Annotated in this window: 10 protein-coding genes and 5 pseudogenes; 8 read left to right on the top strand and 7 right to left on the bottom strand. The window is 39.5% G+C overall.

The genetic code is table 11. The features are described from left to right. Positions 1-7: 7 nt before the first annotated feature. Positions 8-931 carry a fructose-bisphosphate aldolase gene (locus D2C78_00075; protein QEF34545.1) on the top strand — a complete coding sequence of 308 codons (924 nt, stop codon included), beginning with the start codon at positions 8-10 and terminating at the stop codon, positions 929-931. Between the two features lie 21 nt (positions 932-952). Further along, entirely contained in the window at positions 953-1,516 is a 564-nt protein-coding gene (efp, locus tag D2C78_00070; GenBank protein ID QEF34544.1) for an elongation factor P, read from the top strand. A gap of 538 nt (positions 1,517-2,054) precedes the next feature. On the opposite strand, the gene pseI is transcribed toward efp, so the two are convergent. The 3 genes from pseI to D2C78_00055 are packed head-to-tail and all read right to left on the bottom strand — an operon-like array spanning position 2,055 to position 4,995. Continuing rightward, the gene (gene pseI, locus D2C78_00065) at positions 2,055-3,077 is read right to left on the bottom strand and encodes a pseudaminic acid synthase (protein ID QEF34543.1); all 1,023 of its coding nucleotides are present in this window, start codon (positions 3,075-3,077) and stop codon (positions 2,055-2,057) included. A 2-nt stretch (positions 3,078-3,079) separates the two neighbouring features. Beyond that, complete coding sequence (locus D2C78_00060) at positions 3,080-3,721, bottom strand: ABC transporter ATP-binding protein (protein ID QEF34542.1); 642 nt, start codon at positions 3,719-3,721, stop codon at positions 3,080-3,082. After that, positions 3,718-4,995: an apolipoprotein N-acyltransferase gene (locus D2C78_00055; GenBank protein ID QEF34541.1), complete on the bottom strand. Its 1,278-nt coding sequence runs from the start codon at positions 4,993-4,995 to the stop codon at positions 3,718-3,720. The genes D2C78_00060 and D2C78_00055 overlap by 4 nt, the downstream gene beginning before the upstream one ends. 224 nt (positions 4,996-5,219) lie before the next feature. Between D2C78_00055 and D2C78_00050 the strand changes: the two genes are divergently transcribed. The 5 genes and pseudogenes from D2C78_00050 (at position 5,220) to D2C78_00030 (ending at position 10,069) form a co-directional block, all read left to right on the top strand. Continuing rightward, positions 5,220-5,921: a CvpA family protein gene (locus D2C78_00050; GenBank protein ID QEF34540.1), complete on the top strand. Its 702-nt coding sequence runs from the start codon at positions 5,220-5,222 to the stop codon at positions 5,919-5,921. 9 nt (positions 5,922-5,930) lie between these two features. Next, positions 5,931-7,436 (top strand): lysine--tRNA ligase, encoded by a 1,506-nt coding sequence (gene lysS / locus D2C78_00045; protein QEF34539.1) that lies wholly within the window; start codon positions 5,931-5,933, stop codon positions 7,434-7,436. Beyond that, on the top strand, positions 7,436-8,686 hold the full coding sequence (locus D2C78_00040) for a serine hydroxymethyltransferase (protein QEF34538.1): 1,251 nt from the start codon (positions 7,436-7,438) through the stop codon (positions 8,684-8,686). Before lysS ends, D2C78_00040 begins: the two co-directional genes overlap by 1 nt. A 10-nt stretch (positions 8,687-8,696) precedes the next feature. Beyond that, positions 8,697-9,239, top strand: coding sequence for a DUF1882 domain-containing protein (locus D2C78_00035; GenBank protein ID QEF34537.1), 543 nt, complete (start codon positions 8,697-8,699; stop codon positions 9,237-9,239). A gap of 21 nt (positions 9,240-9,260) precedes the next feature. After that, a pseudogene (locus D2C78_00030) lies at positions 9,261-10,069 on the top strand (SPOR domain-containing protein). A 396-nt stretch (positions 10,070-10,465) separates the two neighbouring features. On the opposite strand, the pseudogene D2C78_00025 reads toward D2C78_00030, so the two are convergent. After that, a pseudogene (locus D2C78_00025) lies at positions 10,466-11,681 on the bottom strand (DUF262 domain-containing protein). A gap of 26 nt (positions 11,682-11,707) precedes the next feature. Further along, positions 11,708-11,992, bottom strand: a pseudogene (locus D2C78_00020) (DUF262 domain-containing protein). Between the two features lie 362 nt (positions 11,993-12,354). On the opposite strand from D2C78_00020, the pseudogene D2C78_00015 reads away from it, so the two are divergent. Further along, positions 12,355-12,842, top strand: a pseudogene (locus tag D2C78_00015) (TIGR00645 family protein). A gap of 278 nt (positions 12,843-13,120) precedes the next feature. Here the strand turns inward: D2C78_00015 and D2C78_00010 are convergent. Both D2C78_00010 and D2C78_00005 read right to left on the bottom strand, forming a co-directional pair. Beyond that, positions 13,121-13,357, bottom strand: coding sequence for a hypothetical protein (locus D2C78_00010; protein ID QEF34536.1), 237 nt, complete (start codon positions 13,355-13,357; stop codon positions 13,121-13,123). A 174-nt stretch (positions 13,358-13,531) separates the two neighbouring features. Then, positions 13,532-14,149: pseudogene (locus D2C78_00005) on the bottom strand (phospholipase). Positions 14,150-14,215 lie beyond the last annotated feature (66 nt).

Genomic DNA, 14,215 nt, shown 5'->3' with positions numbered 1-14,215 from the left:
TGTTATCATGTTAGTTAAAGGCAATGAAATCTTATTGAAAGCCCATAAAGAAGGTTATGGGGTGGGGGCGTTTAATTTCGTGAATTTTGAAATGCTAAACGCTATTTTTGAAGCAGGAAACGAAGAAAATTCCCCGCTTTTCATTCAAGCGAGTGAAGGAGCGATCAAATACATGGGGATTGATATGGCGGTGGGCATGGTGAAAATCATGTGCGAACGCTACCCGCACATTCCTGTAGCCTTACACCTAGATCATGGCACGACTTTTGAAAGCTGCGAAAAAGCCGTGAAAGCGGGTTTCACTTCTGTGATGATTGACGCGTCTCATCATGCGTTTGAAGAAAATTTGGAATTGACTTCTAAAGTGGTCAAAATGGCGCATAACGCTGGAGTGAGCGTGGAAGCGGAGTTGGGGCGTTTAATGGGGATTGAAGACAATATTTCAGTAGATGAAAAAGATGCGGTGTTAGTGAATCCTAAAGAAGCGGAGCGGTTTGTCAAAGAATCTCAAGTGGATTACTTAGCCCCAGCCATTGGGACAAGCCATGGAGCGTTTAAGTTTAAGGGTGAGCCAAAATTGGATTTTGAACGCTTGCAAGAAGTCAAAAGGCTCACTAATATCCCTTTAGTTTTGCATGGAGCGAGCGCGATACCAGATGATGTGAGGAAATCTTATTTGGACGCTGGAGGCGATTTGAAAGGCTCTAAGGGCGTGCCTTTTGAATTTTTACAAGAATCTATAAAAGGGGGGATCAATAAAGTCAATACCGACACGGACTTAAGGATCGCTTTCATCGCAGAAGTGCGCAAGGTGGCTAACGAAGATAAGAGCCAATTTGATTTGAGGAAGTTTTTTTCTCCGGCCCAATTAGCACTTAAAAATGTGGTCAAAGAGCGCATGAAACTTTTGGGTAGTGCTAATAAAATTTAATCAACAAGGAAAGAGTGTAACATGGCAATTGGGATGAGCGAGCTCAAAAAGGGCTTGAAAATTGAATTGGGCGGTGTGCCTTATAGGATCGTAGAATACCAGCATGTCAAGCCCGGCAAGGGTGCGGCTTTTGTGCGTGCGAAAATCAAATCGTTTTTAGATGGCAAGGTGATTGAGAAGACTTTCCATGCGGGGGATAAGTGCGAAGAGCCTAATTTGGTTGAAAAAACGATGCAATACCTTTATCACGATGGCGATACATACCAATTCATGGACATAGAGAGCTATGAGCAAATCGCTTTGAACGACTCTCAAGTGGGTGATGCTTCTAAATGGATGCTAGACGGCATGCAAGTGCAGGTTTTATTGCATAATGACAAGGCGATTTCAGTGGATGTGCCGCAAGTTGTGGCTTTAAAGATTGTAGAAACAGCCCCTAATTTTAAGGGCGATACTTCAAGCGCGAGCAAAAAACCAGCGACTTTAGAAACCGGTGCGGTCGTGCAAGTGCCTTTCCATGTTTTAGAGGGTGAAGTGATTAAAGTCAATACGGAAACAGAAGAGTATCTTGAAAAGGTGAAGTGAGATTATTTTTATTGATCTAGTGCTTTAGAAACAGCCTTTTTGTCATAAGGGGTATTATCAGCCCCCTTATTTGAGCTTTGTTTAATGAGCTTTATTTAGAGCGTGTGTGGAATCTGTGATTAAAAATTATTTAAAATGGATTGACTTTTTTCATTGAGTGCCAATAAAAATGTTCAAAGGCATTTTTTAAGATTAAACATAAGAGATTGATATAAGAGCTTGATTTAATCAAGCGGATAATCTCTTAAAAAGCTGTCTTTAGGGGTTAGGGAATTTGATTGGGGGTTATGGGGTATTAAGTGCAAAATATTTCCCTAAAAAATGGGATTTATTATAAGGTTTAAAACGATAACAACAAAGTAATCTTGTTTTTATTAAAAAATTGAAGTTAATTGGAATTTAAATAAGGCTCTAGTTGCAATATGTGATGAGAGTGATATTCCCTATCCCCTTAAGAGTTTATAAAATAAAGAAAATGAGTTTAAAATCAAATCTAAAACCACAAAACAAATTTGAAAATCCCATTTTTTAATCAAATCTACAGTGAGCGTTCTATATCATCAGCGCTTAAAGGGGTGTTGGCTTTTAAAAATTTTGATGCCTTTTGACCTAAAATTTCTTTATAAAATTTAGGGTGTAAGCCAAGGTTGGGGCGTAAGGCTTTGATATTATCGCTAGTCAATGCTTCGCCTTTTTGAATATCCTTAATGACAAATAAAGAGCGCGCAAAAAATCTTCGCTTCTCTAAAGTCTTTGGATTGATTTTAGGCTCTTCTTCGCCTAAGGCTAAAACGCTTTGCTTGATGGCTTCAACCATGCTTTTAAATTCGTTAAAATCCATGCTAAAAGCGCTGTCTGGGGTTTGTAAGGATTTGTTTAAAATGAAATGCTTTTCTATCATGCTCGCTCCTAAAGTGGTGGCTAAAATGGGACAAAGAGAACCAATCGTGTGATCGCTCAAGCCAAATTTAACGCCAAAGGTTTCGCCTAATTTAACCATGCTTAATAGGTTAGCATCTTCTATTTTACTGGGATAAGCGCTCACGCATTTTAAAAGGGTGATGTCAAAATTGCCCACTCCTTTGCACAACGAGATAGCGTCTTGCAATTCGGTGTGTGTGGCGATACCGCTAGAAAGGATAATGGGCTTTTGTGTGCGAGCGGCCTTTTCAATCAAGTCCAAATCAACGATTTCAAAACTAGCGATTTTATACATGGGGCAATCTAGGCTCTCTAAAAGCTCTAAAGCTTTTGAGCTAAAGGGCGAGCTAAAAATGCCTAAATCAAGCTTTTTAGCCAACTCAAACAATTCAGCATGCCATTCTAGGGGGGTAGAAGCCTTTTGATATAATCCATACAGATTTTCTTTATCCCATAAAGTGCCTTGAATGATGAAAGGATCTTCTTTAGAATCTAAAGTCATGCAGCTTGGCGTGTAAGTTTGGAGCTTGACAAAATCCGCACCGCTTTCCTTAATGGCATGAAGGCTTTCTTTAGCTAGGTTTAAATCCTGGTTATGATTAGCGCTCAATTCGGCGACAATTTTAGGGCGTTGCAACATTTTTATTTTTCCTTAATTAAAGATTCTTTTTCTAAGCGATAGACTTGAGAGCAAGTGAAAGCCAAATGCTCATCATGCGTGGCTAAGACTAACGCCCCTTCGTTTTCTATAATGTAATTTTGCAGCATGCTAATGACCTGATTAGCGCTAGTGGTGTCTAAATTCCCGGTGGGTTCATCAGCGATAATGATTTTAGGTTTTTTAGAAAGCACTCTGGCGATGCTTAAGCGTTGTTGCTGGCCGCCGCTCAATTCACCCACGCCTTGCTTTAGGGTGTGGGCTATGCCTAATTGTTCTAAAAGGGAATGATTTATTTCTTGCTTGGCTAGGATGGAAGCGACTTGCAAGTTTTCTAAAGCGCTAAAACCCTTAAAAAGGTAATGCGATTGGAAGATTATGCCCACTTTTAAGCGCCGTAATTCCAAAAGCTTTTTGGAATTTAAGGCATAAATATCCTGGTGTTCTAACAAACCGATCGTCCCACTATTGGGTTTTAGCATGGTGGCTAAATGGCTTAAAAGCGTGCTTTTACCGCTCCCACTCACGCCTAAAATCGCTAGGCTTTCTTTGGGCTTGATGTGCAAATTCACGCCATTATAAAGAGGCTTTTCAAAAGCATGAGAAATATTAATCGCTTTAATCATGATCGTTTCCTAAAAAGAATATCGCCTAATAAACTAGGGTTTAGAATGTAAGAAGTTGAAAAATTCGCGCTGTGCAAGATGATCTTATCATAACGCCTTGCGTAGTATTTTAAAAGCGTTCTTTGTAAGGTGGGTTCAATGCTTGGGCTAAACCATGCGTTATTGCTCATCACGATAAAAATTTTTGAAGGGCTGTTTGAATAAGCGGCTTTGGAAGTGCCTTCATAGCAAATCAGGGGGCGGAAAGTAAAATCATCTAATGTGAAATCGCTGAAATGGGGAGCGTTGCGGTATAAATAAGCGCTCTCGCCAAAAAAGAGCTTTTCAAGGGGTTTTTGAAGAAATTCCGGTAAAGGCATTGTTTCGCCAAAGGGGGCTAAGATCACTTTATCAGCGATCTGAACGCTTTCTTTAGAAAATAAAAACGAGCTGTTATAAAGGCTATAGCCTTGAGTGCGTAATGTCCCTATTAAAATAGCAATATTATCGCTTAAATCTTCTAGCTTCGCTTTAAAGGGGGAGTTTTCTAAAGCGATGGGGTAGGCGGTCTCTGGAAAAACAATCAGGGTTTTTTGCTTGCTTTGAGCGAGCTTGATTTCTTTAAGAATGTTGTTTTCAATATCATTAAGGTAATTTGAGTCAAATTTCACATCTTGGGGCGTTTTTGTAGAGACTAATTCAATATTTCCAACCTTTTTTAAATCGCTTGTTTTGAAACCATTAAAATCCAACGCGCCAAGCAACAATAAAACCCCTATGATCCTGTATTTTTTAAGATTTTGAGCACTCAAAAAAACGCAAGCCAAAAAAACAAGCCCTAGCGATAACTTATCCACCCTAAACACGCTATAAGAAAAAAAGCTATCCGGGACTAACCAATCAAATCCAAAGGGGTGGATAAAACTAGAGCCTAAAAAACTCAAAAGCCTGAAGTAGGGGTTTTCAAAATAGAGCAACAAATAAAATAAAACCCCATAAACTAACGCTATTAAAACAATGATTAAGGGTAATAAATAAGTGAAATCCGAATAGCGGAAGCTTAAAGCACACCAGTAAAATAATAACGCCCCCACGAAAAAACCCAAAGCAAAAGCGCTATTCTTTGGGGTTTTTAAAAACGCTAGCATGCTTAAAGGGGCTAATAGGCTTGTGAGTGTGATAGAAATATAGGGGTTTTCAATCGCATAAGCGTCCAAAACAGCGTTCACATACACGCTTGAAACAAACATGCACGCCAATAAAAAAGCGTTTTGATTGAATAGAAGAAGGCGCATGGCTAAATTGTGAAACCTTGAGATTGTTTTAGTGTATTATAGCTATATTTTAATTTAAGAATTTTAGATTGATTTTTTTAAGGGTAGTTTTTTTTAAGTTGTGTTATTATTTTCAAATTTCAAGTCTAAAGAGTGTGAATTGGCATGATTTAAGAGTAATGGGCGTTTTTGAGCGCTCACTATCTTTATGCGAGATATATGAGAGAAAGGTTTGGGTTTAGGGTTTGAATTATATTGATTTGGCGTTACTTGTGGTGGTGGTAGCCTTTGGGATTAGAGGATTTTATCATGGCTTCGTGAGTGAAGTGGCGGGGACTTTAGGGATTGTGCTTGGCGTGTATTTAGCGTCTCGCTATTCTGTGGCTGTTGGGAATTTATTTTCAGAGCATTTGTATGATTTAAGAAATGAAACCATGACGAATCTCATCGGTTTTTTATTGGTGTTAGCGTCTATTTGGGTGTTTTTTTTAGCTTTTGGAGTGTTGCTAGGCAAGGTGTTAGTCTTTAGCGGGTTAGGCATTATAGACAAAGCGTTAGGGTTTATTTTTTCATGCTTGAAGACTTTTTTAGTGCTTTCTTTCATTCTCTATGCACTCTCTAAAATGGAAGTGATGAAAGACGCTAACGCCTACTTGCAAGAAAAAAGTGCTTTTTTTTCTACCATGAAAAGCGTCGCCAGTAAGATCATGCGCCTTGATGGCGTCAAACATGTGGAGCAAAACCTTAAAGACAATCTTGAAGAAATGAGCGATGAAGTCAAAAATAAAGAATCTTTCAATAAAAATAAAGAGTCTTTTAATAAAGCGATGGATAATGGCGTGGAATCTTTAAAAGAAAAGGCTAAAGACTTGCCTAAAAACATGCTAGATCCAAAAGCTAACCAAACCCCACCAAACCCCACCCCATCTAATAAAGAACCCCTATAAAGGCATCACATGTTTTCTAACCAATACATCCAACAACGCATCCATAAAGCCAATAGCTTGAGAGAAGAAGGGAAAAACCCTTATCAAAATGGCTTGAAACGAAGCCTCACCAACGCCGCTTTTTTAGAAAAATACGCTTATGTTAAGGATTTAGAAGAGCCTAAAGACAAAGAAAAATGCGAGAGCGTTGTAGGGAGGGTCAAGCTCTTGCGTTTAATGGGTAAGGCATGTTTTATTAAAATTGAAGATGAAAGCGCGATTTTACAAGCTTATGTTTCGCAAAATGAATTGAACGATGAGTTTAAAAGCTTGAAAAAGCATTTAGAAGTGGGCGATATTGTGTTGGTGAAAGGCTTCCCTTTTGCTACCAAAACCGGTGAATTGAGCGTTCATGCCCTAGAATTTCATATTTTAAGCAAAACCATTGTGCCTTTACCTGAAAAGTTTCATGGATTAAGCGATATAGAATTGCGTTACCGCCAGCGCTACTTGGATTTGATCGTCAATCCTGGCGTTAAAGATGTGTTTAAAAAACGCAGTTTGATTGTCTCTAGCGTGCGGAAATTTTTTGAAATGGAAGGGTTTTTAGAAGTGGAAACCCCCATGATGCACCCCATTCCTGGCGGGGCGAACGCAAGGCCTTTTATCACTTACCATAACGCTTTGGAGGTGGAGAGGTATTTGAGAATCGCCCCAGAATTATACCTCAAACGCTTGATTGTAGGGGGGTTTGAAGCGGTGTTTGAAATCAATCGTAATTTCAGGAATGAGGGCATGGATCACAGCCATAACCCCGAATTCACGATGATTGAATTTTATTGGGCGTATCACACTTATGAAGATTTGATTGAACTCAGTAAGAGATTGTTTGACTACTTGCTAAAGACTTTAAATTTAGATTCAAAAATCATTTATAACGATATGGAAGTGGATTTCAACCAAACGAGCGTGATTTCCTATTTGGACGCTTTAGAGACAATAGGGGGCATTAGTAAGGATATTTTGGAAAAAGAAGACAGGCTTTTGGCTTATTTGTTAGAGCAAGGCATCAAAGTAGAGCCCAATCTCACTCATGGCAAATTGCTCGCTGAAGCGTTTGATCATTTTGTAGAGCACCAACTCATTAACCCCACTTTTGTAACCCAATACCCTATTGAAATTAGTCCCTTAGCCAGACGCAACGATAGTAACCCTAATATTGCTGACAGGTTTGAATTGTTCATTGCAGGGAAAGAAATCGCTAATGGCTTTAGCGAGTTGAACGACCCTTTAGATCAATTAGAACGCTTTAAAAATCAAGTGGCTGAAAAAGAAAAAGGCGATGAAGAAGCCCAATACATGGATGAAGATTACGTGTGGGCCCTAGCCCATGGAATGCCCCCCACTGCAGGGCAAGGCATAGGCATTGACCGATTAGTGATGCTACTCACTGGAGCTAAAAGCATTAAAGATGTGATTTTATTCCCAGCGATGCGTCCTGTTAAAAACGATTTTAATATTGAGAGTAAAGAATAATGGCGTATTTTTTAGAACAAACGGATAGTGAAATTTTTGAATTGATCTTTGAAGAATACAAGCGGCAAAATGAGCATTTAGAAATGATAGCGAGCGAGAATTACACTTTTCCTAGTGTTATGGAAGCTATGGGGAGCATTTTAACGAATAAATACGCTGAGGGCTATCCTAACAAGCGCTATTATGGAGGCTGTGAAGTGGTGGATAAAATAGAAAGCCTAGCCATAGAAAGGGCTAAAAAGCTTTTTAATTGCCAGTTCGCTAACGTGCAAGCGCATTCAGGCTCACAAGCTAATAACGCTGTCTATCACGCTCTTTTAAAGCCTTATGACAAGATTTTAGGCATGGATTTAAGTTGTGGAGGGCATTTAACGCATGGCGCTAAAGTGAGCTTGACCGGCAAGCATTACCAGAGCTTTTCTTATGGCGTGAATTTGGATGGCTATATTGATTATGAAGAAGCGCTAAAAATCGCTCAAAGCGTTAAGCCAGAAATCATTGTGTGCGGGTTTTCAGCCTATCCAAGGGAAATTGATTTTAAGAAATTTAGAGAAATCGCTGATGAAGTGGGGGCGTTACTACTAGGCGATATAGCCCATGTGGCAGGGCTTGTGGTCGCTAATGAGCATGCCCATCCTTTCCCGCATTGCCATGTGGTTTCAAGCACCACTCATAAGACCTTAAGAGGGCCTAGAGGGGGGCTTATTTTAACCAATGATGAAGAGATAGCGGCTAAGATTGATAAAGCGATTTTCCCAGGGACTCAAGGCGGGCCTTTGATGCATGCGATTGCTGCTAAAGCGGTGGGGTTTAAAGAGAATCTAAAACCAGAATTTAAAGCTTACGCGAAATTGGTGAAATCTAACATGCAAGTTTTGGCTAAAGCGTTAAAAGAAAAAAACCATAAATTAGTGAGTGGTGGCACTTCTAACCATTTGCTTTTAATGGATTTCTTGGATAAGCCTTATAGCGGGAAAGACGCTGATATTGCATTAGGGAATGCCGGAATCACCGTGAATAAAAACACCATTCCTGGCGAAACGCGCAGCCCTTTTGTAACGAGCGGGATAAGGATTGGCTCAGCGGCATTGAGTGCAAGAGGCATGGGAGCTAAGGAATTTGAAATCATAGGGAATAAAATATCAGATATTTTGAATGATATTAATAATGTTAGTTTGCAATTGCATGTGAAAGAAGAATTGAAGGCCATGGCTAATCAATTCCCTGTGTACCAGCAACCTATTTTTTAAGGGAGTCAAGATGACAGAAATGGAATTAAAGCTCATTAAGATAGACACAAGCCATTATTTTGAAAAAAAACCAGGCTTGGGGGAGAGAGTGGATTATGCGGGGCGTTGCTATTATAATAAATTCCAAAGAGTGAATGCCATGCTCACAAGCTCGCTCATTCAAAAGCATTTGAAAAAAGAAATAGAAATCGCGCACAACCTCATCTTGCGTAACGATAAGGTGGAAAACATTGTGTTTGATTATAACGGGAGGAATCCGGAGCGTTTTTACCATAAGGCGCAGTTATTGCTTCGTGAGGAAGGTTTTATGAATTTTACCGCTTATAACACCAAAACGCCAGGGCATTTGCATTTATATGTGCATAAGGGGCATACGGAGTTAGGCGAGGGTGAAAGGTTGGTTAAAACTTTGTCCATGAAATTAGCGCAAGGGTTGCCTAAAGAATGGAAGGTTTTCCCTAGCAATGAATGGCCTAAGGAATTTAATATTTTAGCCTTACCTTATGAAGTGTTTGCAAAAGAGCGTGGGAGCTCTTGGGCGAAGCATTTATAACCATTTTTGAAAGGATTTTTGATGTCAGAAAAAGAAAGACTGAATGAAGTGATCTTAGAAGAAGAAAATAATGGGGGCGGCACTAAAAAGGTGTTTTTGATCGTGGCTATAGCCATTATCATTTTAGCGGTGCTTTTAATGGTGTTTTGGAAAAGCACGAGAGTCGCTCCTAAAGAGACTTTTTTACAAACCGATAGCGGGATGCAAAAAATAGGCAACACTAAAGATGAGAAAAAAGACGATGAGTTTGAAAGCTTGAATATGGATTCTCCCAAACAAGAAGACAAGCTAGACAAAGTGGCGGATAATGTTAAAAAACAAGAAAATGATGCGTTTAACATGCCCACTCAAACCGATCAAACTCAAATGGAGATGAAAACAACAGAAGAAAAACAAGAATCTCAAAAAGAATTAAAAGCTGTTGAGTCTATTCCCATGAGCGCTCAAAAAGAATTTCAGGCTATGGCTAAAAAAGAAACCCCCATAAAAAGCCTAAAGCAACCCCTAAAGATAAGGAAGCCCATAAAGATAAAGATAAGCATGCGGTTAAAGAGCTAAAAGTCAAAAAAGAAGCTCATAAAGAAGTCCCTAAAAAAGCCAATTCTAAAACCACTCTTACTAAAGGGCATTATTTGCAAGTGGGGGTTTTTGCGCACACGCCTAATAAAGCCTTTTTGCAAGCGTTTAACCAATTCCCCCATAAGATTGAAGATAGGGGAGCGACGAAGCGTTACCTCATAGGCCCTTATAAGAGCAAGCAAGAAGCCTTAATGCATGCCGATGAAGTCAGCAAAAAAATGACTAAACCGGTTGTCATAGAAGTGCGGTAGGGGTTTGAGCTAAAAATTCTTATTTTTTTCTTGGGCGTTTTTAGCGGATCGCCCAAGTGCTAAAACGATGGGGTAGCTTTACTCCATCGGCTCGGATAATTTTAACAGAGAATGAAGATAAACAGATTTTTTTGATCAATATACCTATTTGGTCTTTGAGGAATTCAGATAATTCTTGCGTTTAAATTCAGCCTTAAAGAGCATTCATTCGTTAAAAGTATTTGTTTGTTGTTTGAAAACTACGGAGCGTTTAAATTTTATGAAGTTATTGTTTGTTGTTTAATCCCCCTCTAACCCTCCAAAGAAGAGAGCGTTTTGGAACTAGCTTTATGGGTGTGGTTGTGGGGCTAGAAGCAAGAGAGTGAGCGCGATCACTCTCTTTTAATCTCACGCTCTTTAGTGGGCGGCGAAATCCTTAAAGAAGGTGTTGATCAGCCATTCTCGCATTTCATCATTCCTTTCTATCAAAACATTTTGTTGAAACCTTTTACATTAAAGCGCCTGTTGAAAGGGATCTCACTACTTTTATAGATTTCATCTTTTTCATACAGATCCTTATCTTTTCCTTTACTATTGAGCGGTTTTTCTAGGGAGATGAGGTTGCCGTATGTGTCAATGTAGTTTTCAAGATCTTTCTTGTCTTCAAAACCAAGTTTTTGGATCTCAATTTCATTATCCAATTCTAATAAATTGATGGGGATGATGTGCTCTTTTTCTTGGGAGAATTGCTTCCCAGGGATCAATTTTTTGAGATCGGCAAGACCCATCTCCTGGCAGTTCTTTTCAAAGAAGATATAGTGGAAGCATGATGAGTTGGATGCGTTGTTTACAGACTGCAAAAAAGCCAGCCCTATATCATTTCTGCATTGAGCAATCATCTCGCTCTTCAATCCCTCTTTGCCCTTTTTAAGATACGCATTAATCAGGTTGTAGGCCTTTGATTCTAAATTTCTAGTAGCTTTGAAAAACACAATATCAGTTTTGGCAAAGAGTTTCAGCGTTTCATCGTCTAGTTCGTTGTTGATTTTCAGGCGGATGAGCGAATTGAAAAAAAGCGGGTTGATCTTGTTGATGAGCATGACCTTAAGGGTGGTTGGGTTGGTGTCAATCTCGCTCAATAGATCAAGGAAAGCCTGATAGAAATTTTTCAAATCGCTGACATAGGATTGGATGAAACTTTTCAATTTGCTTTTTTTGATTTCTTTTAGTTCATCTTTGAATTTCTCGTAGGTTTTGTCCGTGCTTGCTTCGTAGTGCCCTAAAAACTCGATTCCATCAAATCTTTGACTCCCTGCGTGGTAGCGGAAGATGTCGCCTTCATCAAAGCCTCCAACGCTGGAGATGTGGTCGCTCTTTTTGATCTTGGCAAAGATCTTAAAAATTTCTCCAAAATGATCGTTGATGAATTGGTCTAACCCCCTTTTCCCATCGCAAAAGTGTTGGAGTAATAGATGAGAAGGGATTTTAGTTTGTCCAACAAGAGGAGAGGCACGCCTCTGTCATTCACGCTTTGAAAGGTTCTGATGGCCCTTCCAGGATCGGGCTCTTCAAGCCGCATCAAAACCATTTTCAACAGCGCCTCCAAACGCTCATTCGCTTCTTCTTTATTCAACTTGCTGACCTTATCTAAGATAGCCTTCAAAACTTCAAAAGATTTTGCTTGCCCTTCGGTGTCTGCATCTTTTTCTGGCTGATATTCCCTTTTCTGCCGCTTCCAAGAGCGTTTTGAAGAAGCTTTGGTTTTGAGAGGCGACTTCTAATTTTAATTCCCCTTTTGGTATAGATATTTTCTTGTCTCTTGCTTGTCTTTCTCATTTGCTCGTTCGCCAAGACAATGCAAGAGCATGAAGATGGTAGTCGTTCGCTGCTGGCCGTCAATGATGTCATACAAATTTTGTTGTCTTCATTCTTAGCGACAACCATGGTGCCTATAAAATGCCTATGACCCTTTTTGTTGTATTCTATCGCTTCTTCTAGATCTTCCCACAGATCCCAAAAATTCTTGTCCTTCCAAGCGTAATCTCTCTGATAGTTGGGGATGCTGTATCCTTCCTCTTGAAAGATCTCTCTAATAGTGGTTTTCATTCACTTCTCCTTTGTTGCATGCAGTAGTCAAATTTATACCATAAATACCATAAGAATGGCTTGAGATTTCACTCCATCAAAGGCGTTCTGTTAGCCACTCGGGCGTTTTATTAGCTATAATCAAGGCTTCAAAAAGCCATAATTAAAAGAGTTGAGATGCTAGAAAAATTGATTGAAAGAGTGTTGTTGCCACTCGTTGGTTGCTAGCCCCTTTATGCATTGCCATGTCGTTAGTGCTGGTGGTTTTAGGCTATGTGTTCATGAAAGAGTTGTGGCACATGCTCAGCCATTTAGACACCATTAGTGAAACGGATTTGGTTTTATCAGCCTTAGGTTTAGTGGATTTGTTGTTTATGGCCGGGCTTGTTTTAATGGTGCTGCTCGCCAGTTATGAAAGCTTTGTTTCCAAATTAGACAAGGTGGATGCTAGTGAAATCACCTGGCTAAAGCACACGGATTTTAACGCTTTAAAATTAAAGGTTTCACTCTCCATTGTAGCGATTTCGGCGATTTTCTTGCTCAAACGCTACATGAGTTTAGAAGACGTTCTATCCAGTATCCCTAAGGACACGCCCCTATCGCATAACCCCATTTTTGGCAAGTGGTGATCCATTTGGTATTTGTGTGTTCAGCGCTTTTAGCCGCTGTTACCAATAACATCGCTTTTTCGCAAAATAAAGTGCATTAAAAGTTTTAAAGCTCTCTTTCAGGAAGGACTTTAGACCATTCTTTAATCAAGCGCAAAAAGAAGGAAGTGTCAGGCGAAGTTTTTTCATGGATTAAAATCCCTTCTTCCACCGCTTCCCAAATCACTCTATGCCGATACACCACAAATGCCATGATTGTTGGGCATGATCTTTAAGCGACAAACGCACCCTTTTAGCAAAAGACGGGTTGTCAAACAAACCGCGCTTTCAGTGTTGATGTATGCAGAGCGCGGATCAATATTAAAACTCCCTAGAAGCGTTAAATTGTCATCAAAACAATCGTCTTGCCGTGTAAGGAATGTTTGGTGCTAAAGCGCCCTTTAATCTGGCGGTTGAAAAAATCGTTTCGTATTTCATAGACATTCGCGCCCATTCGCACTAATTGGTTGCGATACCTTTCCAGCCCATAGACTACGATAGCGTCCGTTGATGAAAGGGAATTGGTAAGAATATTCAATTCAATCCCCTTAGAAATTTGATTTTTAAAGATTTTCATCATCTTTTGCCTGGAATAAATACGATGAAGCGATAAAAACGGAGTCCTTAGCGTTTTTAAGGGCTTTCTCAAAAGCGATTTTGATGGGCGAATACAAGGGGTGTCAATTTTTTGGGTGATCGGCTAAAAAAATGGCATTCCCATAATAATGGGTATTGGTATTTTTGGATCGTTCTATAAATCATTGACTTTTTTTTCAAACTGGTTTTTGTCTTCAGCGCTGATAGGATTTTTTCATGGAGTTTAGCATTTCTTTAGCGTTGTTTTTGAGTCTTTATGGTTTTAGTAATGAAACAGGGATAGAGCGGTGGAACCTCCAATAGCGTTCAAAGCTTTCTTGGCTTTTGAAGCAACCCCCAAAAACAAAGCGTCTAAATCTAAAAAATTCGTGTCTAAATCGTTATCAAATAATTGTCCCCAATATGCGCCCTCCTATAATGACAGCGAAATTATCCACGATGAAAAGCTTGTTGTGCATGCGTTTTTAATGCGCTCATAATCCGCAGCATTTCAAATAACGCAGCCTTTATGCGGATATAGTAGGGGTTAAAATTTTCACTTCAATGTTTTTATGGAAATTAAAAGCATAATATCTGAAAAATCTGAATCCACCGTTGTCATCTAAAAGGATGCGCACTTTCACCCACGATTGGCGCATTAAAAGTTCTTAGCGATCACTTGAGAAGAAAGATCGTTCTTATAGATATAAGTTTGCATGTCAATGCTTTTTTGGCTCATTCTAATAAGACCCACTCTGTGCAATAAAGCGTCAAAGCCGTCTTCTAAAAGAATGGCTGTGCTATGGTTAGGGTTTTTTTTAAATTTTTGGCGTACAAACTCCCAATGGTGGTAGTGTAG

The organism is Helicobacter pylori (genome assembly GCA_008032935.1).
In the GTDB taxonomy this organism is placed as follows: domain Bacteria; phylum Campylobacterota; class Campylobacteria; order Campylobacterales; family Helicobacteraceae; genus Helicobacter; species Helicobacter pylori_CX.
Note: the sequence above shows the minus strand (reverse complement) of the source record. Positions and strands in the feature narration are given on the sequence as shown.

What these genes read in the sequence shown, in the direction of transcription:
- D2C78_00075 (QEF34545.1), top strand. Translation starts at nt 8, where the DNA reads ATGTTAGTTAAAGGCAATGAAATCTTATTGAAAGCCCATAAAGAAGGT.
- efp (QEF34544.1), top strand. Translation starts at nt 953, where the DNA reads ATGGCAATTGGGATGAGCGAGCTCAAAAAGGGCTTGAAAATTGAATTG.
- pseI (QEF34543.1), bottom strand. Translation starts at nt 3,077, where the DNA reads ATGTTGCAACGCCCTAAAATTGTCGCCGAATTGAGCGCTAATCATAAC.
- D2C78_00060 (QEF34542.1), bottom strand. Translation starts at nt 3,721, where the DNA reads ATGATTAAAGCGATTAATATTTCTCATGCTTTTGAAAAGCCTCTTTAT.
- D2C78_00055 (QEF34541.1), bottom strand. Translation starts at nt 4,995, where the DNA reads ATGCGCCTTCTTCTATTCAATCAAAACGCTTTTTTATTGGCGTGCATG.
- lysS (QEF34539.1), top strand. Translation starts at nt 5,931, where the DNA reads ATGTTTTCTAACCAATACATCCAACAACGCATCCATAAAGCCAATAGC.
- D2C78_00040 (QEF34538.1), top strand. Translation starts at nt 7,436, where the DNA reads ATGGCGTATTTTTTAGAACAAACGGATAGTGAAATTTTTGAATTGATC.
- D2C78_00035 (QEF34537.1), top strand. Translation starts at nt 8,697, where the DNA reads ATGACAGAAATGGAATTAAAGCTCATTAAGATAGACACAAGCCATTAT.
- D2C78_00010 (QEF34536.1), bottom strand. Translation starts at nt 13,357, where the DNA reads ATGAAAATCTTTAAAAATCAAATTTCTAAGGGGATTGAATTGAATATT.